The sequence below is a fragment of the Fodinibius salipaludis genome, assembly GCF_002287075.1.
Taxonomy (GTDB): Bacteria; Bacteroidota; Rhodothermia; order Balneolales; family Balneolaceae; genus Fodinibius; species Fodinibius salipaludis.
The window spans coordinates 261,954-286,124 of sequence record NZ_NSKE01000002.1 but is presented as its reverse complement, the minus strand read 5'-3'; the positions used below and the strand labels follow the sequence as shown (position 1 = coordinate 286,124).

Below are 24,171 nucleotides of genomic sequence, written 5' to 3'. Positions count from 1 at the left end.
TTTTTATGGCATCTGATAGAAAAGCTAAGCAGAACGTTGCATATAATCATGTTTGAATCTTCTAATAATTTGGGCTATTTGTTATTATCAGGGTAGTGATTTAGAAGAAGGAATTTTTGGATAACTGATCAGGAAGATATGCCAGTATTAACAAACATCGGTTTTTTAGCGACTTGTAAAGAGGAAGGCGGGCAGGGAGAGATCCATCCCATAAAAAATGCGGCTGTAGCCTGGGAGGATGATACTATTTCGTGGGTGGGTCGGGAGGCTGATCTGCCTTCGCAGTATTATAATGAAGATGTGTTTGATGCCGATGGAAAAATGGTGGTGCCCGGTCTTGTTGACTGCCATACGCATTTGGCTTTTGGGGGATGGCGTCCCGATGAGTTTGCGATGCGGGTGCAGGGCAAAAGCTATCTTGATATTGCTAATGCGGGCGGTGGAATTCTGTCGACGGTAAAAGAGACACGGAGGGCCACCGAAGATGAGCTGTATAAAAAGGCATCCGGCTTTTTAAAGGAAATGGCTGAGCTGGGCGTAACCACTGTGGAATGTAAGAGCGGATATGGATTGTCGGTGGAGGATGAGTTAAAAACACTGCGTGTGTACAAGCGACTTGCCGAAGATCAGCCAATGCATATTGTGCCCACTTTTTTGGGAGCACACACCATTCCGCCGGAATACAAAGATGATCGCCAAGCGTATATCGACTTGGTAATTGAAGATATGATTCCGGAAGTGGCGGAGCGAGAGCTGGCGGAATTCTGTGATATTTTCACCGAAGAATCGGCCTTTAATATAGAAGAGTCACGTCGAATTTTAACTGCTGCTAAAGCGGCCGGACTTACACCCAAGCTCCACGCCGACCAGTTGACTTCTTGTGGCGGAGCGGAACTGGCGGCGGAAGTGGGGGCAGCCAGTGCCGACCATCTGGAGAAGATTTCTGATGAAGGGATAGCGGCGATGGCAAAAGCCGGAGTAGTGGGGGTGACGCTTCCGTTGGCTTCTTTATATACGCAAGAGGATCCGCTCAACTGTCGGAAATTGGTTGATAGAGGCGTGGAAGTGGCTGTAGCTACTGATTTTAACCCCGGTTCGGCACCGAGCTACGATCTGCCGCTGGCCATGATGCTAACGTGTAATCAGGGGCGATTAAGTCCTACGGAGGTATTGAAAGGGACGACGATTTATGCGGCGAAGGCGATCAAGCGAGAACGTAAAGTAGGATCGATAGAAAAAGGGAAATCCGCCGATTTTGCAATTATTGATGCCCCCGATCCCGATTTCTGGATGTATCATTACAAGGGGGCACAGTGTTTAAGAAGTTTTAGAAAAGGACGAAAACTATTTTAGGAGTTTGAATGAATTCGTCGATGAACATGCCACAAAATTTTAATGCGGAAAGGAAAAGCGGAACGGTGCTGTTTTGTGATATCCGCAACTTTACCCACTTGTTTGAAGAGAAGGATCCGCTTAAGGCTGTTGCTTTTGCAAATTCAGTATTGGCCGAACTGGGAACAGTGGTTGAGCGGGGCGGTGGCACTGTAGATCGATTTACCGGAGACGGATTCTTGGCACATTTTGGAGTGATTCAGGAAGATAATTCTCATATTGATAGTGCGTGTAAGGTAGCTATTGAAATGCGAGCGGCACTACAAGAAATTAATGCAAAGCGGTATATGGATGTAGAGAATGTGGTGACGATTGGAGTGGGGATCCACAGTGGAGAAGTAGCTTATGGAGAAATTAAGACCGAACAAATTAATCAAAAAACAGTGCTTGGTGATGTGGTGAATACCGCGGCGCGTATTGAAAGATTAACCAAATATTTTTCGGTGGATATCTTATTGTCTGATAGTAGTTATGAGCATGTCGCAGATAGTTTTAATTTTCAAAAGATGCCGGCTCGTAAGCTAAGAGGAAAGAAAAATAAGGTTATTACCCACTGGCTATTGCCGATGAACTAAGATTAAAAGAGAATTTAGAATACCAATGGATATTACTGTAGAGGACGGAGTTCAGGTAAGTGAAGAAGCAGTTGAAGAACTAAAGAAGCACGCGGATATGATCGAGTGTGAGTGTCCCGCCAAGTTGATGCAGATTTTGGAGCAGGTACGTGCATTTACAAAGTATACCGAGCAGTGTATCGAAAAGTACCCCGAGGATAAAGCCACTCACAAATGGCTTAAATCGTCATCTATGAATATTGATCAGTTGCTTTCGACAACACTTATTCAACTGGCTCGCTACGAGGGCTTTATTAATGAGGATAACGAAATTGTAGAGCGGAATACGGATTAGTAGTCGGCCCAATTCTGACCGTCAAAATGTGCTGGGTAAAAGGAAGAGGAAGGGCATAAAATCCTTTGACGAGGATTGTTATGGGCATTCGGTTATTACCGAGGATACGAAGGGTAATTGCTTAATATTGTATTCTGAGCATTAATTAGCGAAAGGGAATAGCATTTTTTTGTTAAATAAATAGTATCGTTACTATAAACGAAATCATTAGTTAACAAGTAAGATTGTTGTGGTAGCTACGATACTCTTTTTTATTGCTGGACTTCTTTTACTTATTGGTGGAGCTGAACTATTAGTTCGGGGAGCATCGAAACTGGCCGCCCGTTTGGGAATGAGTTCATTAGTGATTGGCCTTACCGTGGTGGCATTTGGAACGAGTGCACCGGAACTTGCCATAAGCATGCAGTCTGGATTTGCCGGCGAATCCGATTTGCTGCTCGGTAATGTTATTGGGAGCAATATTTTTAACGTGCTCCTTATACTGGGGCTTTCTGCTATTATTACTCCCCTCGTGGTATCAAAGAAGCTAATCAAGCTTGATGTCCCCTTCATGATTGTAGTTTCAATTGTGCTTTATCTTTTTGCGTTAAGTGGCTCAATAAACAGGATTGAAGGAATTATCCTTTTTGTGACGCTGCTAATCTACTTGGGATACCTTGTCTATGATTCTCAGCAAAATAATCCAGAAGAACAGGAGCAGTTGCCGGAAGACAATTCACGGCAGGCAGGCGACCATTGGCTGTGGCATCTATTTTTTGTGGTAGCAGGACTCGGACTGCTTGTTTTGGGGGCTCGCTGGCTGGTGGATAGTGCAGTAACTTTTGCTGAGTATCTGGGTTTGAGTAGTCTTATTATTGGACTCACCATTGTTGCCGCGGGAACGTCACTTCCCGAGGTTGCTACATCCATTATGGCAAGTATAAAGGGAGAGCGCGATATGGCCGTGGGAAATATTGTGGGCAGTAATCTTTTTAATATGATGTGTATCGTTGGATTAACAGCCACTGTTTTGCCGGAGGATATTTCTGTTGCAGATGGGGTGCTCGCTTTTGACTTACCCGTTATGATAGCTGTTTCTATTGCGTGCTTGCCTATCTTTTTTACAGGTAACGTGATTGCCCGATGGGAGGGAGTGCTGTTTTTAATCTATTATCTGGTTTTCACAACTTACCTGATCTTAACAGCAAGTCAACACAACTTGTTGCCCCTGTTCAATGCAGCTATGATATGGTTTATATTGCCGATAACAGTTATTACAATTATTATAATTTCAGTCAGGGAATTTAAACATAGAACATACCGTGATGGAGAATTTAAATAAGACGACAGTAGCAGTTCCGAATACCTCAGATGATGATCCCCGAATAGGTCATTTCTTAGAAAAAAAGTTGGCTAAGAATGATTTGCCTGAGGCGGTAATTATTGGTTTCCCCTCGGATAAAGGGGTAACTATAAATGGAGGGCGTGCGGGTGCAGCGGATGCTCCTCAAACCATTCGAGAACAGCTATATAAGATGACTCCTAACCCGGAAAACCATAATGCTTTTTTGGATTTGATTAGGGCTACCAAAGATGTGGGGGATTTAAATATCCGTTATGAAGTTGAGGAAGATCAGCACGAGTTAGGTGAGGTTGTTGCCAAATGTTTAGAACAGGGAGTAGTGCCTATAATTTTAGGAGGCGGACACGAAACAGCCTTCGGACATTTTCTGGGTTATGCCAAAGCAGGGTTAAAAACGGCAATCTTTAATTTGGATGCCCATACGGATGTGCGTCCGTTAAAAGATGGACAAGCGCATTCTGGGTCGCCCTTTCGTCAGGCTATGGAACATGAAAGTAGTTGTGCGGAAATGTATTTGGCAGCGGGATTACAACCTCACTCTGTATCTCGGTCGCATCTGCAGTATATAAAAGAGTCCGGTGGAGCATATCTTCTTCGGGATGAAACCAATATTACCTCAATTTCGGGGTTGTTCCATCAACACGAGAGCGACCGACTCATGGTAACATTTGATATGGATGCCGTTGATCAATCACAGGCGCCGGGCGTAAGTGCCCCGTGTGCAAATGGGTTACCTTCCGATTTGTGGCTGACAGCCGCATACTTGGCCGGACGCAACAAGGAGGTTACCTCTTTTGATCTGTCGGAGGTTAATCCGCGGCATGATCGAGACAATCAAACCGCGAAATTGGCGGCCCTCACGATTTGGAATTTTTTATTGGGATTAAGTGAGCGAGAATAATTGTTACTCTTTGGCAATTAAAAAGTTCTGATATTGTGCCTTCCAAGCTATGTAGAAGGTATAAAAATGAGTAATGATGGAACCTTTGGGTGAAGAAATTCGGTTGGTACTTCATCGTTAGACAACTGATAATATGATAAACGGTTCCATGTATATATTGCGACAAGAGCAGGTGTTAGATACTTCAGTAGATCAGCTTTGGGAATTTATATCCCGCCCGGAAAACTTAAATGAGATTACTCCCCCGGAACTCGATTTTACGATTATCAGTGAAGTGCCCGATATGATGTACAATGGTTTGTTGGTTCAATATGATGTGAAATTGCCTTTACTGGGACATTCGGAATGGGTGACCGAAATCAAACACATTGTTCCGGGAAAAGAGTTTGTTGATGAGCAACGCATTGGTCCGTATCGCTTTTGGTATCACTATCATAAAATAGAAGAGGCAGAATTGGGGGTAAGGATGATTGATGAAGTGAACTACATGCCTCCGTATGGAATGCTTGGCAAGCTTGTGAATAAAATGCTGATCAAAAATAAGCTGCGGGATATTTTTGAATACCGAAAGCTGGTACTTGATCAGCGGTATAATACTAAAAAAGCAGAAACGGAATTCAGGTCAAACTAATAGATAAAAGTCCAGAGTTGTATACAGAATCCCGATGGGTTGGGACAGGTATTATTTCGGGATCTGTAACGATAGATGCTGAAAACAAGTTCAGCATGATATGAGGGTCATGGACGAATCTTAATGTCGATTTTCTCAGTCGCGTCCTGTTTCTGATTTCGAATAGCCAGCTGCTGAATTACATTATTCGATAGCTCAACAAACTTCTGTGCCGACTTTGTCTCCATATCGCCCAGCACAATAGGTTTGCCCTCGTCACTGCTTTCGCGCACCTTTTGTTCCAACGGGATTTCACCTAAAAAGTTGGTTCCCATGCGCTCAGCCAGGTCGCGAACCCCATGTTTGCCAAAGATGTGATACTTCTTATCCGGCATATCCTCGGGGATGAAATAGGCCATGTTCTCAACCATACCCAATACTGGCACATTTACTTTCTTAAACATCGCCACGCCTTTTCGGGCATCATCAAGGGCTACATCCTGAGGAGTAGAAACAATAACAGCTCCGGTCAGCGGGACGGTTTGTACCAGCGTCAGTTGAATATCGCCTGTCCCGGGAGGGAGATCGAGGACCATATAATCCAGTTCGCCCCACTCTACTTCATTCATAAACTGCTTGACGGCACTCGTTACCATGGGGCCGCGCCAGATCATCGCCTGGTCGGGATCAACAAGCATACCCATAGACAGAAAGCGGACGCCATATTTTTCTTTGGGGATGAGTTTCTTCTGGGTGGTAATATTAGGTCGTCCGTGGGCATCCATCATCGTAGGAATACTGGGACCGTAAATATCGGTATCCAACAACCCAACTTTTGCACCGGTGCGGGCTAATCCACAAGCGAGATTTACCGCTACTGTAGATTTGCCTACACCGCCCTTTCCGGAAGCGACAGCAATAATATTTTTAACACCCGAAAGGACTTCTTCATCTTGATCTTGCTGCTGGTCTTTTTTCTTTCGATGTCCCTGTCCCGGGAATTCGCCTTTGTCTTCGTTATTACGAAACTTCGAGATATTGACGGCCGTCGTTATATCGAGTACGGCATTCTCGTCCACGAATTTACGAATGGCATCTTCGCACATCTCCTTGAGTTTGGATTCCAACTTGGGATCCTTTTCAGGGAGATCAATTGTGAAGGTGATGAACGAATCCTGAACAATAAGATCTTCGATCATATCGAGGGTGACCAGATCTTTTTCCATCTCAGGATGCATCACATGGGTAAGTGCCGTACGTACTTGTTGCTTGTTAATGGCCATTGGGTAAAAGTGTTCTGTTGTCGCTAAATTTTTCAGTCTTGAAAGATAAGGATTTCTTGCCACATGCTAAACGCTGATTGGGGAGAAAGAATTCGGTTAAATAGAACCCAATGAAACTTAGAACAAATTATAACTGATGAGTTTACATGTCATCCTTAATTTGTTTCAGGATCTGTACGTATGGTTTTAGGCTAATGTAACGATAACCTAAAGTTGAACGCATCAGGTTAAAAAGAGTATTTAAAAATTCGCTTCAAGCGAATTTATGCACAAAATTAGCTCATGGATTCATCCGCGGGATTAGATTCCTAACAGGGGGTAGTCAAAACGTATCTGCGTTTAATTATGATTCTCTATTCTATTGCGAAATCCGTATTTTGGGCGACTGAAAGTTTAGAAATGAAAGAAATACCAAACCACCATGTTAAAACGAACCCCTTTTTACAATCTTCATGAACAAGCCGGAGCAAAGCTCATCGATTTTGGCGGATTTGAGATGCCGGTGCAGTACGAGAGCATCCGAAAAGAGCACAATGCCGTGCGTGAAAAGGTGGGTATGTTCGACGTATCGCATATGGGCGAATTTTATGTGACGGGCGATGAAGCTCTGGATCTAATTCAGTATGTGACTATTAATGATGTGTCAAATTTGGTGCCCGGCAAGGCACAGTACTCCGCAATGTGTTACGAGGACGGCGGTATTGTGGATGATCTTCTGATTTATATGCTGGGAGAGAACGAGTATATGCTGGTGGTAAATGCTTCAAATATCGATAAGGATTTTGAGTGGATTGCCGAGAATAATTCGTTTGATGCGGAGCTGACTGATATTTCTGAAGATACCTGCCTGTTGGCGGTACAGGGACCAAAATCCGTAGAAACCCTGCAAAAGCTGACGGATACGGATCTTTCTGCTATTAAATTCTATACCTTTGAACTGGGTAAGCTGGCAGGTTTTGATGATGTGACGCTTTCTGCCACTGGCTATACCGGGGAAAAAGGATTTGAGCTTTATTTCAATAAAAATAACGTTGATTCCGAAGCTATCTGGAAGGCGATTATGGAAGCGGGCGAAGAGTTCGGTATCGAGCCCTGTGGTTTAGGTGCTCGGGATACTCTGCGGTTGGAGAAGGGATTTGCGCTTTACGGCAACGATATCACAAAAGACACGCATCCTCTCGAAGCACGTATGGGCTGGCTCACGAAATTGGATAAGGGCGAATTCATGGGGCGTGATGCGCTTGTTAAGGCCAAAGAGGAAGGACTTTCACGAAAGCTGGTTGGTCTCACTATTGATGATAAGCGATCGATCCCACGAAAGGGCTATACTATTTTTGATGAAGAGGACAATGAGATCGGTTTTGTAACCAGTGGTTCTCGTTCAATTACGCTGGGCACTAATATTGCTATGGGATATGTGGATATTGGATACGCTGATGAGGGATCATCTGTTTTTGTAGAGATTCGAAACAAAAAAGCCGAGGCAGCAGTAACAAAACCACCGTTTGTGAAATAAAAAGTAGTTGTATAAGGGAATTGTTGCTAAGTTGTTAACCGGGATAAACAGAGATTACGATACTATAATTTATAGCATATGATAAATCAAATTGATGTATTTTCGTCGGCCCATTCTTTTAAGGAAGAGGATATTCGCGACAAAGCAGTGGTAATGATTGATGTGCTGCGGGCCAGCTCAACAATGGTTACGGCATTACAAAATGGAGCAAAGGGTATTATCGCCGTTGAGGATATGGACGAGGCCAGCAAGATTTCGCATAACTTAGATGCGAAGAGCTTTATGATGAGTGGCGAAAAAAATGGGGTAACGATTGACGGGTATGATCTGGGAAATTCCCCTTTGGAACATACCGAGGATGTGGTAAATGGCAAGACAATTATGCTGAATACTACAAACGGTACAAAGGCAATTCGGCGCTGCAGTTTGGCAGACCAGATTATCGTAGGTTCGTTTTTGAACCTTGATGCCATTGTTGAATATTTGCAGAATCTTGATGAAGAGGTGCTACTGGTTTGTGCCGGATGGCGTGGCCGGCTTTCGCTGGAGGATATTCTTTGTGCCGGGAATATAATTTACGAACTTTGTGAGGGGGATTTGCCTAATGAGGCAAGGGACGGAGCAAAAGTTGCTTTTGGTCTTTATGAAAAATTTGGTGATGATATAGAAAACAGTATCAAATCATCGAATTATGCAGTGCGCCTCAAGGATATTGTAAGCGAAGATGATCTTGAGTACTGTTGTCAACGCAGTATTACGGATATTTTACCTGCACTTAAAGAAGGAATTATTACAGATATAAATGGCAAAAAGCAGTAAATCAGGCGGATTTTTGGGAGGACTTTCCGAATCCCGAAAAATGGAAATACTGGGTATTCTGGTGATGGCCGTCGGGGGCCTGATCGGGTTTAGTATTGTTACATATAACCCATCGGATTATACGCTCATCCAATCGCTGTCGACCGATAGTTTGTTTGCGCTTGATCAAGGACCGGTTCTGCGTATCCAAAATGGATTGGGGGTTATTGGGGCTTATCTGGCACACTTTTTTGTCCATCTGTTGTTTGGATATATGAGCATCATCATACCGCTTATCATCATAGGGTACGGCTGGCTCATTTTTAGAAATCGGGATATCAGCCTAATGCTGTGGCCAACAGCTTATGGTATTTGGGGTATGGTACTGTTGTCAACTATTTTGGGGTGGGTCAATACTAATTATGAGTGGGTTGAGTCGGTATGGAATGGTTCGGCTGGTTTTTATATAGCCCGCGTCTTGCAAAATATTACGGGCATTGGCTCTATTATTATTTTGTCGGTATTGTTGCTAACAACCTTGCTGGCACTGCTCGACCGTGATCTTCAGCATACGGTAGAGCGGGTAAAGGATTGGATTGCAAATGTAAAGCAGTCGTATGCGGATTGGAAGGAACGTCGCCGCCAGAAAAAAGAGGAGAAAAGAAAACGCAAGCAGCAGGAAGCCGAGCAAAAAGAGATTGAGAAGCAGCGGCAGGCCGAACAGCAAATGCGTGAAAAATCCCAAACCAAAGAAAAGCAACGGGCTAAGCCCCAAACAAAAACCGAATCTGAAGAAGAGGAGCCTGAACCTCGCTCTATTGATGATATTGTAGAAGAGTCGCAGAAACGTGATCGTGAGCGAATGCGACAGGAAAAAGAAGAAGTAAAATCACTCGATCAGCGTCCACGTGCCGATATTGAGAAGAAGAAAATTGCTGAGGATGAGGAAGACGATGTCGATATCTCGGTATATGTGGGTGAAGGTGATGAGCAAGCCGGTGAAAAAGAGCTGGATAAACAGAATAAGGATAAGGCGAAGGAGGTTCCTAAGGTTCGTTATAAGTTCCCGACGATTGATCTACTGGATTCGCCGCCTAATGAAGGCAATGATGTTGACCTCGACGAGATTAAGGAGAACAAACGTATTATCCTCGATAAGCTGAAGCGTCACAATATTGAGATCCGCAGTATTAATGCAATTGTAGGTCCTACGGTTACGCTGTACGAACTTGATCCAGCACCGGACGTAAAAATCAGTAAGATTGAGAGTTATGCCAATGACTTGAAGATGGCGACGGCGGCGAAAGGACTTCGTATTATGGCACCCATTCCCGGGCGATCGGCGGTAGGGATTGAGGTTCCAAATGGGTCGCGTGAAACGGTCTTTATCAAGTCGGTTCTTAACACAAAGAAATTTGTAGAAAGTGATTTTGAGTTACCGGTGGCGTTTGGGAAAACTATCGAGAATGAAGTGTTTATGGTAGATTTGACCAAGATGCCGCATTTGCTTATTGCCGGTGCTACGGGATCTGGTAAAACGGTGGGTATCAATACGATCATTACGTGTCTGTTGTATAAGTGTCACCCGGATGATCTGAAATTTGTGATGATCGATCCCAAGAAGATTGAGCTCTCGCTGTTTCAGAAAATCGAAAAACATTTTTTAGCGACGTTGCCCGGCGCGGAAGAACCTATTATTACGGATACCTCTGCAGCGAAAGAGACTTTGGAAAGCTTAACTAAAGAGATGGATGAGCGTTACGACTTGCTTAAGGATGGTATGGTGCGTGATATCCGGGCATATAATGAAAAGTTTGACAACGGGGAGCTCGATGAGGAAGAAGGGCACCGCCATCTGCCGTATATTGTGGTGCTGATTGATGAGCTGGCTGATTTGATGATGACAGCCGGAAAAGATATTGAGGAGCCGATTGCCCGACTTGCTCAGTTGGCTCGTGCGGTAGGTATTCACCTGGTCGTTGCAACGCAGCGTCCGTCAGTGAATGTAGTTACCGGAACGATAAAAGCTAATTTCCCTGCACGTATTGCCTATCAGGTTGCTTCGAAAGTAGATTCGCGAACGATCCTTGATACCGGCGGTGCTGATCAGCTTATTGGTCGTGGTGATATGTTGTTTACCAACGGCGGCGGCATGACGCGAATTCAGAATGCCTTTGTATCGACAGAAGAGGTGGAAAGTATTACCGATTTTATTGGAAATCAGCGGGGATACAATAATAAGTACGAGTTACCTGTTTTAGAAGATGAAACCTCGTCAAGTGGTGACATCCCTGACCCGCTCGAGGATATTGATGAACTTTTTGAAGCGGCTGCCAAAGTTATTGTGTTGCACCAGCAGGGATCGGTATCGCTGCTGCAGCGTAAGCTTAAGATTGGCTATAATCGTGCCGGACGAATTGTTGATCAGCTGTATAATGCCGGTATCGTTGGTCCGTATCAGGGCAGTACGGCGCGAGATGTGTTAGTTGACGATGAAGAAGAATTAGAGGAATTATTAGATGATCTGGAAGAATTTGAGCGATAATTTAAAAATAGTTTTCATTGTAATAGTTGTTGGTTTGGGGTTGCCTGCGTTGGCGCTGGGGCAGCAGTCCTATTTCTCGGAATTAAAACAGACATTTGAAGAGGGATCTATATTTAAGGCTGATTTTCATCATCAAACTGTAGATTCTTACACCCAGGATACTGTTGCCAGCAATGGACGTATTTGGGTTGGAGGTCAGCAGTATAGAGTAGAAGCCGATAATAAATCTGTGGTTGTGGATGGGGAAACGTCTATGGTTTATGACGAGGATAGAAATCGGGTTATCATTAGCAAATACGAGCCGGAGGATGATGACTTTGCCCCCTCGCGAATTCTGAATGGAGTTGATTCTACGTTTACGGTACAGACACAGGAGAAGCGAGACGATGAAATATATATATTATTGTCTTCGGAAGATCCCTTTGCGATATATAAAAAGGTCGAAATCTTCCTTTCAAAGAGTCTGGTGCCGAAAAAGATTGAAGCTTTAGATCCAGCTGATAATGTAATTACTACTACCTTTTCTGATGGTGAGTTTATGGAACCCGAGGAGGACATGTTTAAGCTTAGCTATCCCGAGAGCGCTGAAAAAGTTGACATGCGAAACTAATATATTCTTAGAGATTGATGTATAAAAAAGTAATTAAGATTGGGCTTGCACTATCGTTGGCGGCTCTTTTTCTGTGGTTGGCTTTTCGTAATGTACAGCTGCAAGAAGTGTGGGAATATTCGAAGAACATCCAGTTTGGATGGTTGTTTCCTTTTGTTGTAACGGCTCTGTTTAGTCATATCTTTAGAGCAGAACGTTGGCGCTTGTTCATTGAACAGGATAAAGAAGAGCTTGATCGCATTACCTTGATTTCGGGAGTACTGGTTGGATACATGATGAATTTGGTTGGCCCGCGCTTTGGTGAAGTATCCCGTCCGGTGTATGTGGGTAAGAAAGAGGGACTAAGCAGTTCCAAATTAATGGGGACAATTGTATTAGAGCGGGTAATTGATATTGCCGTAATGGCTTTTCTGATGGTTGTGGTATCGGTGTATGTCATTGCCGATATGAACCTGCTGCGGCAAATTTTTGGAAATGAAACGATTAACTTTCTCACAAATGAATCGAGCATACTTACCTATTTATGGGTGGCTTTTTTATTGGCAGCGGTGGTTGGTATTGGTTTTTTGCTGATTAAGTTTATCGTTTATCTTGGTACTAAGTTTGAGGTGCTGCGCAAATGGATTTTTAAGGCGAAAAGAGTCTTTATTATGTTTCGCAATGGTCTGTTGGCAGCACGCGATGTAGAACGGTGGTGGTTGTTTATCCTTTATACCATCCTTATCTGGTTATGCTACACGTTGATGACCTATATTCCATTTTGGATGTTTGATATGCAGGAGGCGTATAATTTGGATATGTTGGATGCACTCGTAATTACTGTTATTTCGGCCATCGGTATTGCTATACCGTCGCCCGGTGGATTGGGAACTTATCACTATTTTGTAAAGCAGTCGCTATTGGTATTATTTGCCGTCCCCGCCGTTACCGGAATCGCTTATGCTACGGTTACCCACGGAGTAATGGTGTTATTTGTTTCAAGTATAACGCCCGTATTTCTGTTTATTGATAAGCTCCGATCTACCAAGGCGGGTGAGCCGGTTGTCTGATTTTATTCTAAGAATGGGTAAGGACTTTTTTCGTTGCAAAATAGGTCTTGCAGCAATTCTCTGATTCTTTTTTCGTTATTCGAAACAGATAGGCCGGAACCGGGTATAAAATTGCCTTAATTGAGACATTAATCGTTGCAAAAAAATTAGTACCTTTAACACTTGTTTTTGAGCATTATAGCAGTAAAAAAAACTTATGAAAGGGATATCAGCAATAGCATTTATTATCGTTATGGTTTTGGCAGCTAACCCCATAGCTGCACAACAACAGCAGGATTCGGAATCCTCGATGCTCCCGGAAATAGATCCACAGGATATTGAGATCCGCAGCCAGTTTGAGGCTCGATTTCCCGGATTGCGCCGACAACCCATTTTAGGTTTTGATCCCAATCCACGAGTATATCAGATTGATCCCAACCGCACGCCCTTTATGGAAACGCATGAGCAAGTCGTTGCCAATCTTCCGGTAAGTCAGTTATCCCGTCCCGAGCCGCCGGCATATATGGCATTTCCGTATTCTTCTCCGAAGAATGTATTCAGCCGGTTGGGTTTTGGAAGCTACGTAAGTCCCGAAGCAGAATTTTGGGGTGTAAAGCGTTTGAGTAATAAAAGTTATATCGGCGGGGATTTTGACTATTCCTCTTCTGATGGACATCTGGATAACGAAAACAGCAGTTTTCGCTTTTTTGATGCCAATGCAGAATATGCTACAAAGCTGAGCGAAAAAAGTCAGCTGGCAGTGAATGGGGGTGTTAAAACGAGCTTTAACAACATGTTCGACCTTCCGACTACAACTATACCGGCCGATGCGCGCAAAGAGTATAACGGCATTAATTTAGGAACTGAATTCAGACATTTTAAAAATACAGTTACCGGTTGGAAGGCAGATGCCAATATCCGCTACTATAATATTGACCTGAACAATGCGGGTTCGTTAACAGGCAAGAGTGAAGAACGAGTATATAACCTTTCTTTGGCTAAACGATGGGCTGGCGGAAATACCGACGAGACTTTTACTGTTAAGGCTGGTGCCAAGGGTGGAAATTACGAAAATACGATAGCGCAAGACTCTTGGTTTACCGCCCAAGGTGGTGTAGTGTATGAACGCCTTTTTAACTATGCGACCAATGTAAAGATTGATGCCAGCGTCTATTTTGCCCAAAATAGTTTTGATGATCAGATTTATCTGGGACCGGAGGTTACGGTAGAGCATCCCCTGATGGATATACTAACGTTAAAAGTTACTGCCGGGGCAAACCCTTACGTAAAAACATTAGAACAGCGACATTCAGAGAACCGATTTTTGACGGTAAATAATACACTTCGGCATACCTATCGCATGTATGGAAAAGGAGAGGCCAGTATAGAATATACCGATCAGGGTGAGTTTAACTTTGGATTCCAGTACGAGGATATGTCGGACTATCCCATTTTCCTGCGCTCTAATAATGGACCGTTCGGAAATCAAGGGTATGAATATTATGAAATGCAGTATCGAGATGCGTATAAAGTTTCTGCCTATGCGAGTGTGGTACACCAAATTATTCCCGAAAAATTCCAGATAAATGGGAAGGTCTACCTGCGGTCGCCCAAGCTTAAGGATGGTGGACGCATCCCGTATGAGGAGAAAATTGGTGTTAACTCCGGTGTAACTGTGCAACCTTTCGATGGAATTACTTTCGAAGCGTGGGCTGATTATGTAGGTTCACGAAGAACTTTTCAAACAAACGAAAAGCTGGATAGCTTTATATTACTTGGCGGCCAGGCTGATGTGCAGATTACAGAACGGTTTGGAGCTTACATTAAATTGGTAAATATATTAAGTCAGGATTACGAGGTTTGGCAAGGCTATAATGAGCGACCATTTCAAGCGTACGGCGGGGTAACAGTAAAATTATAATGGTGATGGATAAAGAGTTTATCAAAGCTTTTTCTGAAGTTATACGTGAAGAAATAGCTCGGAAAAATGATGTACATCTCGAAGGCGTTGGCCGATTCGAATTTGAACATCAGAAACAGTTTCAAAAACAGTATGACAGCGGCCGGGTTGTGATGATGCCGCCTAAGGATACCATCACTTTTATTCCGGAAAATTAACTGGGGATATGACTATCGATAAGGAACAGCTGATATCACTTCTTGAGGAAAAAACGGGATTGGAGCGCGAACAGGTTGAGGCGCAGCTCTCAGAGTTGATAAACAGAATCCAAAAGGCGGCTGAAGATGGTAAAACCTTTGAAGTGGAAGGGTTCGGGACCTTTAGCATGGAGGAGGGAAGGTTGCAGTTTGAGCCCGGAGACACTCTTGAGACGGAGATCAACAACAAGTATGCGGGGATGAAACCTATAGAGCTTATTGGGGCTTTTAAAGAGCCTGAAAGTGATGAGGAAGTCCCCGACGTAGATATGACGGAGGCTGGATCCAGTGGTGTGGATACAGAGCATGATTGGGCTTTTGATTCTGGTGCCACCGAAAGTGAGAAGGACGAAGATCAAGAATCTGAAACGGTCGAGTCTGAACCGGAGCTGGATGATAAAACTACCGATGATCAGGAAATTACAGATAGTGAAGGTATAATAGAACAGGATCAGCAAGAAGCAGAAGAAGTTTTTAATACCGTCTTTGGAAAAGCAGGGGAATCCTCTTCTGTGTCAGAGTCTTTGGAGACTGAGAAGGAAGAAGTCGAAGCCCAAAAGGATGAGGCTGATGAAAACGATTCTGAAGAAGAAGTTGTAGGGGAACAAAATGAAAAGCCAAGGGATACTATTGGAACCGTTATTGTTGCTGTAGTAGTGGTATTGGTTGTAGGAATTGGTGGATGGCTGATGTATGATTTTGGTTTTTCCGGAACGGGCAGTTCTGAAATTGCAACGACATCTCCTCAACCTACAGAGACGGTAGATCCTGTTAAAAATTCTGATAATACGGAGTCAGAGGAACAATCTGATGAAGATGAAGAGGCTGTGGAACCTGAGCAGCCGTCAGCAGTATCAACAGGGGAAGAAGGTACTGGTACGGAAACGGCTCCCCAGCAGCAAGATCGATATGGGCTGATGGGAGAACCCAATCAAGCTATTGCTAATGGTTATACCATTGTTGTACATTCTCTGCGAGATCAACAACAAGCAGAGCAAAATCGTCAGCAATTACAGGGGGCTGGCTATAGGGCATTAATAAGCCAGGCCCAGGTAGAGGGAACCACCTACTACCGTGTTGGTATTGGCCAGTTTGAGACGGTTGGTGATGCCCAGCAGGCAACAGGTGATATTCCAGAGCAATATCGAGATAATAATTTCATAAAAAGAATTCAATAACATACTCGTAACAATATAAAATTATGCAAGCGTTATTCTTTTTGTTAATACAAGCACAGACTGATACGACAGCCGCAGATACGTTGAGTATGGCTGCAGAACAGGAACAAATGTCAATGTTTGAACTGCTGGCAGAAGGCGGTGTACTTATGATTCCGTTGTTTATCCTGTCGATTGTAGCGGTATATGTTATTGCCGAGCGCTGGCGCTCGTTAAATAATGCGCGAATAGAAATCGATGGTTTTTTACGCACGGTTGAAAGCATGTTAAAAGATGGCGACCGACAGCGTGCTTTAACCTATTGCGATGGCATAGATAAACCTTTGGCACGTATTCTTAAGGCAGGTATCCGCAGGCTGGGACGCCCCATTAGAGATATTGAAGATGCTATCGGTAATGCCGGGAAAAAGGAGATTTATCACCTTGAAAAACGAATGAACTGGTTGGCTACGATAGCTGGTGTTGCTCCGTTGGTAGGATTTACGGGAACGGTTACCGGTATGATTGAGGCCTTTATGGACATACAGTCGCTGCAGGGTAATGTAAATCCAAGTGTGTTGGCTGGAGGTATCTGGGAGGCATTGATTACAACGGCAACGGGATTGATTGTAGGTATTATTGCTTATGGGTTTTATAACTTCTTGTTGGGTAAAATCAACCGTATGGTTCACGAGCTTGAAAATGCATCAGCAGATTTTATCGACTTATTGCAGGCACCATCAAATAAGAAAGAAAAAGAGCGTGAGAAGGTAGGATAATGGACTTTAGAAAAGATGATGACCGTATGGAGCCACTGACGCTGTTTTCACAGTCGTCACTGACAGATATTGTATTGTTGCTCCTGATTTTCTTCCTGTTGACCTCGTCGTTTGTTACCAACTTTGGGATTAAGGTCGATATCCCCAAAGCAGAAACCGGTGCACAGACTGAGGCCCAATTTATAACCGTTGCTGTAACCAAAGAGGGACAATTTTATGTTGATGGTGAGCCTACCAGTAGTGGCATGCTGGCATCGGCACTCCGGGAAGCCAGAGGGAATAGTTCGGAAGCTACACTTGTTTTAAGAGCAGATAAAGATGCTATTATTGACAATGCTGTGCGGGTCATGAATGTAGCAAAGGCACTGAATTTAAAAATAGTAATGGCAACAGAACAGGCATCACGGTAAGATAGAAACGAGTATATGGAGCAACCTGTATTCAATAACGAAGAAGATCGTTTTGCCCTTGCGGTAACGGGTGGGATACACGTGGCTCTGGTTATTGTTTTTTTACTTTATACCTTTTCTATTGAGTCGAATGTACGCCCCTCATTTATTGAAGTAGAGTTCGGGGAGTTTCAAACGGGAACGCCTGCGGAATATGCCGAGCAGCAGGCCGAGCAGGTGGCCACCCGTCCCAACCCGTCAGAGACTGAACCTGAAAACCCGGAGCCCGAAGAACCCGAACCGGTTGAGGAACAGCAGGAATCAACCGAAGAAACGACGAAACCGGTAGATGCTCCCGACCAAACTGAAGAAATTGAGGAAGAGCCAATTGAAACACCGGAAACCGATAAAGTAGATCCGCAGGAAGATACTGAAACCGATGAACCCAAAGAAGTAACCATCCCGCCGAAGACAGAAGAAGACGAAGTGCAGCAAGAGGGCGCAGAAAGCAGCGGTGATAAGCAAGGGAATACCGGAGAACTTAATGCCGATCAGGGTACCGGTAATGAGCAGGAAAAGTCAGCACCGTACGAGCTTAATTGGGAGGGTGATATCGAACGAAATCCTATGGTACAGCCTCTCCCGGATAATACAACCGATGCCGAAGCAACCATTACTATTCGATTTGAGGTGAAGCCGGATGGTTCTATCGGACGTATTGTGCCGCTCAAAAAAATGAACCCGGAATTGGAACGAGAAGTAATGCGAACGCTTCGCAGTTGGCGTTTTTCTCGATTGCCATCAGGGATACCACAGCAGTCGCAATGGGGTACTATTACCTTCCGCTTTGTGTTAGAATAAGATCTACTTGTGCTGGTGCTACATTAGCGTATTGAGCTAAGATCCTGAGCTTGATAAAGAGATTTCCATAAGAATCAAAATAAAGTATTAGATTGATCAAGTACGTCTTTGATTTTATTTAGTTCAGGTTATTAGATAGAGCATAAAATTTTTTACTTAGCAAATCAGTTACTTCCTTTCCAATCGCAATACTAAAGTAAACATAAAGCGGCTCCTTCGATTTTTGGCAGCACTTTCGACTCTAATTATTGCGTACAACGTTATTTTTCATTTTATCATTTGTATGAGGGACAGCAGCACAGCTGGGTAACAGGATTTTATTGGATGCTCACGGTAATGTCCACGCTTGGATTCGGCGATATTACCTTTACCAGTGATTTGGGCAGAGTGTTTTCGGTTATTGTATTGATGTCAGGTATGATATCACTGCCATTTACCTTGATAGAATTTTTCTATGCACCTTGGCTCGAGGCTCAATCCAAAGCAAGAGCACCCCGAAAGTTGCCTCAGGATACCCGGAACCATGTGATTATCACGCATCTTGCTCTTATTTCAGAATCACTAATCGAAAAATTGGATCAATATGGCTATGAATATGTCCTGTTGGTAACTGATTTACCCAAAGCTTTAGAGTTATATGATGAAGGGTACCAAGTTGTGTTTGGCGGCTTGGATGATCCCGAAACGTATAAGCGACTGCGGGTAGAAAATGCATCGATGGTGGTTTCTATGGGTACTGATATGGTTAATTCCAATATCAGTAATACAGTTCGTGAGTTTGATGATAAAGTTACGATAGTTACCACGGCGAACTCAGCCGATTTTGTGGACCTGTTGAAGATGGCAGGTGCAGATCATGTTATTCAGCTGGGAGAAATGATGGGGAAGACTCTCTCACGAAGAACAATAAGTCAGGATTCGCGGGTGCACGTAGTAGGACGTTTTGAGGAGCTTGTTACTGCAGAAGCGACAGCTGATGGGACTCCCCTTGTTGGCAAAACGATAGCGGAAAGTAACCTGCGCGAAGAGTTGAACATTAATATTGTGGGCGTATGGGAGCGTAGAAATTTAATAAGCCAACACCGGATACCTTAATCAACAAAGAAAGTGTATTTCTTTTAGCAGGGTCAGTTGAACAGTTTCGCAATTATGATGAAAATATGACAATCTATGGCCCCCCGTAATTATTGTAGGTGCGGGGCGGGAGGGACGTGGAACGGCTGAAGCATTTGAAGAACGCGGCATGGACTACCGGATTATAGAAAAAGATCCCGAACGAATTCGTGATAATGAGAAATATATTTTAGGAGGAGGCGAAGATCTGGAGATCCTCCAAAAAGCAGGAATTAAAGAGGCGCCGTACATCATCATGTCAACTCATGATGATATGAATATTTATCTAACGATTTATGCTCGTCGGCTGCGGCCCGATATCCAAATTATCAGTCGGGCAACGCTACAGCGTAATGTGTCAATATTGCACAGAGCCGGAGCTGATTTTGTAATGTCTTACGCCACTATGGGAGCCGATGTAATTTTTAATATCCTTGAACGTAACGACGTAGTTATGATCACGGAAGCTCTAAATGTCTTTAACTTGTAGACCCGCAATTATTAGTTGGCAAAACCCTGGTAGAATCCAATATTAGAAAAAATACCGGATGCAGCGTGTTATCCATCAAACAGAATGGACAACAGAAAATAAATCCTGCTCCAGATAAAAAACTTACCCCAATAGTGAGTTAGTATTAATTGGGAATTTAGACCAAGAAAGCCGGTTTATGAATCTTTATTTCGAAGAACGATAATTTGGTAAGCTCCTTTATCATTTGTTCAAGAGCATGGATTTTGAGATAAAATTCGAAGTATGCTTTTCGAACTGGTCTAAGTTTCTCAACCCTAACTTTTATTTATGAGAAACACTGAATAGAGTTCGCGAGTAGTCCTTTTTTGGCTTACGAACGATTTTCTTTTAATTCCTCAATGGCCTTGATAAGTGGGTCGACGCTGCCTCTTTTAAGTCGATTGTTTACAGCTTGAGGGGTAATATCAAGATGCTTGGCAATCATTTTTTGAGTGATATCAGCATCAATCATCATTTTCATAACCTCTTTTTCAGCTTCATTGCGTTTTCTGTTTTGCATTTGTTTTCAATTTAAAAGTTGTTTATTTATAAATTGGATATTTGTTTATTCACATAATGTGAACTTATAAAATATAGGCATTAATACAAAGTGAATGCAATATTAGAACGTATAAAAGAGGCGTATCATTTAGAGACCGATGCAGAGGTTGCAGACTTTTTAGACATTAAGCCCAGTACCCTAAGCATGCAAAAGAACAGGGGAAGGTTAGATCTGAAGAGAGTAATTGAGAGATGCAGTGACTTAAATAAAAATTGGTTGCTGGAGGGTAAAGGTGACAAAAGAACGGTAGATGGGGCTAATATTCAAAAGGCTATTCCTGTTTATACATCTTTGGATATAAAAGATATGAGGCCAGATTTTAATAACAGTCCTAAAGCGGGGAACATCTATACCGATATTTCAAATGGGGTTGGTGGATTGCCGGGTTCTAACAGTTTAATAGGGGTTGTTAGTGACGGGAATGAGATGGCTCCAACGGTAAAAGAGAATGACATTGCTGTAATTGACCTCAATGAAGATCCTACTCCTGATGAAATATTCCTTATTGCTTCATCTCACGAAACTATGTTACGGCGTCTGCAGAAGGAACAGAATAAACTATTTGCCAAATCCCAAAATGGGCAAAATGATCCCATCGAAATTAGCTTAGATAAAACCCATTGCTGTGTTGGGAAATTAACTTGGGTATTTCGAAGAGTGGAGTGATATCCCAAATTAAAAATAGCGGGTCGAAGAATAGTAATTAATGAATAAGTACTGTTCTAAGATTTCTAAAAAGGGCATATCTTTAAGCAAGACGTAAAATGAAACTTTGACAGTCTTGTGTAGTTAGAATTGTAAAAGCCCTGATTATTATGAAATCGCATGTCCTAATTTTATTGATTTTTGTTTTAATATTAGGCATTAGTTGCAGTAGCAATTCTACAAATGATGATGGGGCCGAGGGATTTAATTCATCTATTGAGATTCCTGAAGAATTCGAATGTGTTGATGGGCTATCAAATGGGATGTATGAATGTAATAACATCGATTTGGTAGCAATGGTAACGCCCGAGAATTTATTGGCCGAACCATTGAGTGATGGTCAGGCTTTAAATGATATTTGGGGATGGACCGACCCGGAAACAGGAACCGAGTATGCCTTGGTCGGGCTCGTAGGTGGTGTAACATTTGTAGACCTTTCAACTGCGTCTGATCCTCAGGTTGTCGGAAAGTTAGAGGAATCCGAATCTGCCTCGGGTTCATCGGGAAAAACAAGAAAGCGCGCAGAAGTAATGCATGAGGATAAATCATCATGGCGCGATTTCAAGGTATACCAAAATCACTTGTATGTGGTAAGTGATGGTCAATTCCATGGCATGCAGGTTTTTGATTTGACTCGGCTTCGGGAAGTAGAAAATGCGCCGGTGATGTTCAGGGAAGATTATCATTACGATGGTTTTGAAAATGCCCACAACATTGCCATTAACAAAAAAACAGGATATGGATATGTCGTTGGTTCAGATACCTATGGTGGAGGGTTGCATATCATCGATCTTAAAAGTCCGTTCGATCCTCAATTTGCAGGTTTCCACAGTGACAGTACCGTTGGTTTCGATTTTACGGGATATGTACACGACACACAGTGTGTGGTATACGATGGTCCGGATACGAATTATCATGGAGATGAGATTTGCATTAACTCCGCCGAAAGTCATTTGGTGGTTGCTAATGTAACCGATAAAGAAAACACCCAGACGATAGCAAAATCTACCTATGAAAATAATGGCTATGCTCATCAAGGATGGTTAACCGAAGACCATCGCTATTTTTTACTCGGTGATGAATTTGATGAGCGAAGAGGTCTCAGTACACAGACCTATATTTGGGATCTGCAAGATCTTGACAATCCTGAGTTGATTGGTGTGCATGAAGCAAATACAACGTCCATTGATCACAATCAGTATATAAAGGGCAACAATACCTATCAGGCTAATTATACGGCGGGACTCCGTATATTAAGTCTCGATAATATTGGAGATGGAGAGCTGGAAGAAGTCGCTTATTTTGATACATTTCCCGATGATGATAATCAGGTTTTTGATGGAGCCTGGAGTAATTATCCCTTTTTTGAAAGTGGGATTATTATTGTTAGTGATATTTCAAATGGTTTGTTTATACTTGATCCCACATTATAACCGCTTAATTAAAAGCATCACATTGTGAAGATCACTACAATATTTATCCTTGTTATTTCAAGTGTATTTTTAATTGGCACCTCAATTGTTCATGCACAATCTGATACGCTAAGTAAAGAAGATCAGATAAAAGCTGCTGTTAGTCCCGCCCCCGATAAAATGAAAGAGGGAGCCAGGGTTTTGGGGTATAATGAGGATGGGGAGTTGACCAGCTTGCGTGAGGGGTCTAATCAGTTAATTTGTATTGCAGATGATCCCCAACAAGGTAATTTTCATGTTGTATGCTATCACAAGGCCTTAGAGCCATTTATGCAAAGAGGACGGGAACTAAAAGCCAAAGGGTTATCTCGAGAGAAGGTTGACAGTATCCGCCATAAGGAAATTGAAGAGGGGAAAATTGAGTTGCCTAAAAAACCGATGGCGCTTTATTCTCTGACAGGCAAAAAGAATGGATTTGACTACACGACAGGGATGGTCAAAAATGTATCACCGCTTTATGTTATTTATGTTCCATATGCCACAGTAGAATCCACGGGACTATCCAAAAAACCTGCCAGTAAGGGTGCTCCATGGATTATGGAACCGGGAAAACCATGGGCACATATTATGGTTATGACGGGAAAAGAAACGCAAAAGTAGTTTTCTGTTAAAAAAGAATGTCCCATCTTGCGAATAGGTAAGTATATTTAGCCTTGCTATAAAACTATTAGATATTTTTAAAGTAGTTGATTTTTTGAGCTCAGATCGAGACTATTAGGACGTATTAGAAGCAGTCAAGAAGAGACAATAAAATCTAGTTTTAGGTAAGTAGGTTAGTATGGGTCAATGGATCATGAGGTTCGCTACTTGTATAATATTTATCCTGTCTTGTTTTTTCCTTCTCGGAACAACAGATTATGATCCGGAACCATTAACGTATGAGGTAGAGCCGGGTGATACATTGATCGAAATTGCTGCAGAATTCGGCAATTTTATTTGGTGGATTGATATCTATAAAGCAAATGCAGACAAGATTAAGAATCCCCACTTCATCTATCCCGGTCAAGAACTGGAGATCCCCACCCATATTGTCCAAGATTTGCGCCTTACTGTAACAACAGATGATGTTAACAGGGTGTTAGCAATGAACAAAAAATTTGAGCGTGAAGAGAAGGAAAAGAAGGATGACAAGAAGCTTAAAAAGTTCCGGGAAACCTTTAATCAGTTAGTAGAGAAAAAGAAGAAAAGGAAAGAAGGATCTGGGGTAGATAGTTATGAAGGATTGGGATTTGGGGGGATGGTGTTAGATGAAACACGAAGTAAAATGGGACGGGATTTTTATGCCATCTTTTATAAGCACTGGGAAGATCCCAAGGACATCAGTAATTTTACTATTACGGTTTCAGAACAGCCAACACCTTCGCGCGGAACGATGATACAGATCGAAATTGATAATCAACTGGTCTTTAGGAATCGATTGGAGCCGCGTTATTATAAAACAGAAAAAGCAGCTAAACGCGCTGTTTCATTGTGCAAAAAAAGATTAGTTCAGCAAGCATCCATTCAAAATGAATTTGCGGGGTATTAATCA

General features: G+C 42.8%; 26 protein-coding genes. 24 read left to right on the top strand and 2 right to left on the bottom strand.

All coding sequences use genetic code 11. The annotated features are described in order from the left end of the window. Positions 1-138 precede the first annotated feature (138 nt). From hutI to CK503_RS03705, 6 genes are all read left to right on the top strand, one after another. Positions 139-1,353, top strand: coding sequence for an imidazolonepropionase (gene hutI / locus CK503_RS03730; RefSeq protein WP_095605443.1), 1,215 nt, complete (start codon positions 139-141; stop codon positions 1,351-1,353). 8 nt (positions 1,354-1,361) lie between these two features. Further along, positions 1,362-1,967 (top strand): adenylate/guanylate cyclase domain-containing protein, encoded by a 606-nt coding sequence (locus CK503_RS03725; RefSeq protein WP_095605442.1) that lies wholly within the window; start codon positions 1,362-1,364, stop codon positions 1,965-1,967. A gap of 25 nt (positions 1,968-1,992) precedes the next feature. Beyond that, entirely contained in the window at positions 1,993-2,301 is a 309-nt protein-coding gene (locus CK503_RS03720) for a hypothetical protein (RefSeq protein ID WP_095605441.1), read from the top strand. Between the two features lie 229 nt (positions 2,302-2,530). Then, positions 2,531-3,622 (top strand): calcium/sodium antiporter, encoded by a 1,092-nt coding sequence (locus CK503_RS03715; protein WP_217988324.1) that lies wholly within the window; start codon positions 2,531-2,533, stop codon positions 3,620-3,622. Continuing rightward, entirely contained in the window at positions 3,606-4,544 is a 939-nt protein-coding gene (locus CK503_RS03710) for a formimidoylglutamase (RefSeq protein WP_095605439.1), read from the top strand. The genes CK503_RS03715 and CK503_RS03710 overlap by 17 nt, the downstream gene beginning before the upstream one ends. A gap of 133 nt (positions 4,545-4,677) precedes the next feature. After that, a complete protein-coding gene (locus tag CK503_RS03705) occupies positions 4,678-5,175 on the top strand; it encodes an SRPBCC family protein (RefSeq protein WP_217988323.1) in 498 nt (165 codons plus the stop codon). Between the two features lie 107 nt (positions 5,176-5,282). Here the strand turns inward: CK503_RS03705 and CK503_RS03700 are convergent, their stop codons facing one another. After that, positions 5,283-6,437 (bottom strand): Mrp/NBP35 family ATP-binding protein, encoded by a 1,155-nt coding sequence (locus tag CK503_RS03700; RefSeq protein ID WP_095605437.1) that lies wholly within the window; start codon positions 6,435-6,437, stop codon positions 5,283-5,285. A gap of 421 nt (positions 6,438-6,858) precedes the next feature. Here CK503_RS03700 and gcvT point away from each other — a divergent pair, with 421 nt between their 5' ends. From gcvT to CK503_RS16225, 14 genes are all read left to right on the top strand, one after another. Further along, complete coding sequence (gcvT, locus tag CK503_RS03695) at positions 6,859-7,953, top strand: glycine cleavage system aminomethyltransferase GcvT (RefSeq protein WP_095605436.1); 1,095 nt, start codon at positions 6,859-6,861, stop codon at positions 7,951-7,953. Positions 7,954-8,031: 78 nt separating this feature from the next. After that, a complete protein-coding gene (locus CK503_RS03690; protein ID WP_095605435.1) occupies positions 8,032-8,772 on the top strand; it encodes a 2-phosphosulfolactate phosphatase in 741 nt (246 codons plus the stop codon). Beyond that, a complete protein-coding gene (locus CK503_RS03685; protein ID WP_095605434.1) occupies positions 8,756-11,296 on the top strand; it encodes an FtsK/SpoIIIE family DNA translocase in 2,541 nt (846 codons plus the stop codon). Before CK503_RS03690 ends, CK503_RS03685 begins: the two co-directional genes overlap by 17 nt. After that, a complete protein-coding gene (locus CK503_RS03680) occupies positions 11,271-11,906 on the top strand; it encodes a LolA family protein (protein WP_095605433.1) in 636 nt (211 codons plus the stop codon). The genes CK503_RS03685 and CK503_RS03680 overlap by 26 nt, the downstream gene beginning before the upstream one ends. Positions 11,907-11,923: 17 nt before the next feature. Then, positions 11,924-12,955, top strand: a complete 1,032-nt coding sequence (locus CK503_RS03675; RefSeq protein ID WP_095605432.1) for a lysylphosphatidylglycerol synthase transmembrane domain-containing protein — start codon at positions 11,924-11,926, stop codon at positions 12,953-12,955. Between the two features lie 196 nt (positions 12,956-13,151). After that, positions 13,152-14,855 carry a TonB-dependent receptor gene (locus CK503_RS03670; RefSeq protein ID WP_095605431.1) on the top strand — a complete coding sequence of 568 codons (1,704 nt, stop codon included), beginning with the start codon at positions 13,152-13,154 and terminating at the stop codon, positions 14,853-14,855. A 5-nt stretch (positions 14,856-14,860) separates the two neighbouring features. Beyond that, positions 14,861-15,052 carry an HU family DNA-binding protein gene (locus tag CK503_RS03665; RefSeq protein ID WP_176466198.1) on the top strand — a complete coding sequence of 64 codons (192 nt, stop codon included), beginning with the start codon at positions 14,861-14,863 and terminating at the stop codon, positions 15,050-15,052. 8 nt (positions 15,053-15,060) lie between these two features. Continuing rightward, positions 15,061-16,269: an HU family DNA-binding protein gene (locus tag CK503_RS03660; RefSeq protein WP_095605429.1), complete on the top strand. Its 1,209-nt coding sequence runs from the start codon at positions 15,061-15,063 to the stop codon at positions 16,267-16,269. 23 nt (positions 16,270-16,292) lie between these two features. After that, entirely contained in the window at positions 16,293-17,027 is a 735-nt protein-coding gene (locus tag CK503_RS03655; protein WP_095605428.1) for a MotA/TolQ/ExbB proton channel family protein, read from the top strand. Further along, complete coding sequence (locus CK503_RS03650) at positions 17,027-17,437, top strand: ExbD/TolR family protein (RefSeq protein ID WP_095605427.1); 411 nt, start codon at positions 17,027-17,029, stop codon at positions 17,435-17,437. Before CK503_RS03655 ends, CK503_RS03650 begins: the two co-directional genes overlap by 1 nt. 15 nt (positions 17,438-17,452) lie before the next feature. Beyond that, the gene (locus CK503_RS03645) at positions 17,453-18,277 is read left to right on the top strand and encodes an energy transducer TonB family protein (RefSeq protein WP_095605426.1); all 825 of its coding nucleotides are present in this window, start codon (positions 17,453-17,455) and stop codon (positions 18,275-18,277) included. A gap of 324 nt (positions 18,278-18,601) precedes the next feature. Beyond that, complete coding sequence (locus CK503_RS16235) at positions 18,602-19,372, top strand: potassium channel family protein (protein WP_217988322.1); 771 nt, start codon at positions 18,602-18,604, stop codon at positions 19,370-19,372. 88 nt (positions 19,373-19,460) lie between these two features. Beyond that, positions 19,461-19,880, top strand: a complete 420-nt coding sequence (locus CK503_RS16230) for a potassium channel family protein (RefSeq protein ID WP_217988330.1) — start codon at positions 19,461-19,463, stop codon at positions 19,878-19,880. A gap of 65 nt (positions 19,881-19,945) precedes the next feature. Continuing rightward, positions 19,946-20,023, top strand: coding sequence for a hypothetical protein (locus CK503_RS16225; protein WP_255233329.1), 78 nt, complete (start codon positions 19,946-19,948; stop codon positions 20,021-20,023). A gap of 209 nt (positions 20,024-20,232) precedes the next feature. On the opposite strand, the gene CK503_RS03635 is transcribed toward CK503_RS16225, so the two are convergent. Beyond that, positions 20,233-20,421 (bottom strand): winged helix-turn-helix transcriptional regulator, encoded by a 189-nt coding sequence (locus CK503_RS03635; RefSeq protein WP_095605425.1) that lies wholly within the window; start codon positions 20,419-20,421, stop codon positions 20,233-20,235. Positions 20,422-20,511: 90 nt separating this feature from the next. Between CK503_RS03635 and CK503_RS03630 the strand changes: the two genes are divergently transcribed. From CK503_RS03630 to CK503_RS03615, 4 genes are all read left to right on the top strand, one after another. Continuing rightward, the gene (locus tag CK503_RS03630) at positions 20,512-21,129 is read left to right on the top strand and encodes a LexA family transcriptional regulator (RefSeq protein WP_095605424.1); all 618 of its coding nucleotides are present in this window, start codon (positions 20,512-20,514) and stop codon (positions 21,127-21,129) included. A gap of 149 nt (positions 21,130-21,278) precedes the next feature. Further along, complete coding sequence (locus CK503_RS03625; RefSeq protein ID WP_095605423.1) at positions 21,279-22,601, top strand: choice-of-anchor B family protein; 1,323 nt, start codon at positions 21,279-21,281, stop codon at positions 22,599-22,601. Between the two features lie 24 nt (positions 22,602-22,625). Further along, a complete protein-coding gene (locus CK503_RS03620; RefSeq protein WP_217988321.1) occupies positions 22,626-23,240 on the top strand; it encodes a hypothetical protein in 615 nt (204 codons plus the stop codon). Between the two features lie 178 nt (positions 23,241-23,418). After that, positions 23,419-24,168, top strand: a complete 750-nt coding sequence (locus CK503_RS03615; RefSeq protein ID WP_095605422.1) for a CsgE family curli-type amyloid fiber assembly protein — start codon at positions 23,419-23,421, stop codon at positions 24,166-24,168. Positions 24,169-24,171 lie beyond the last annotated feature (3 nt).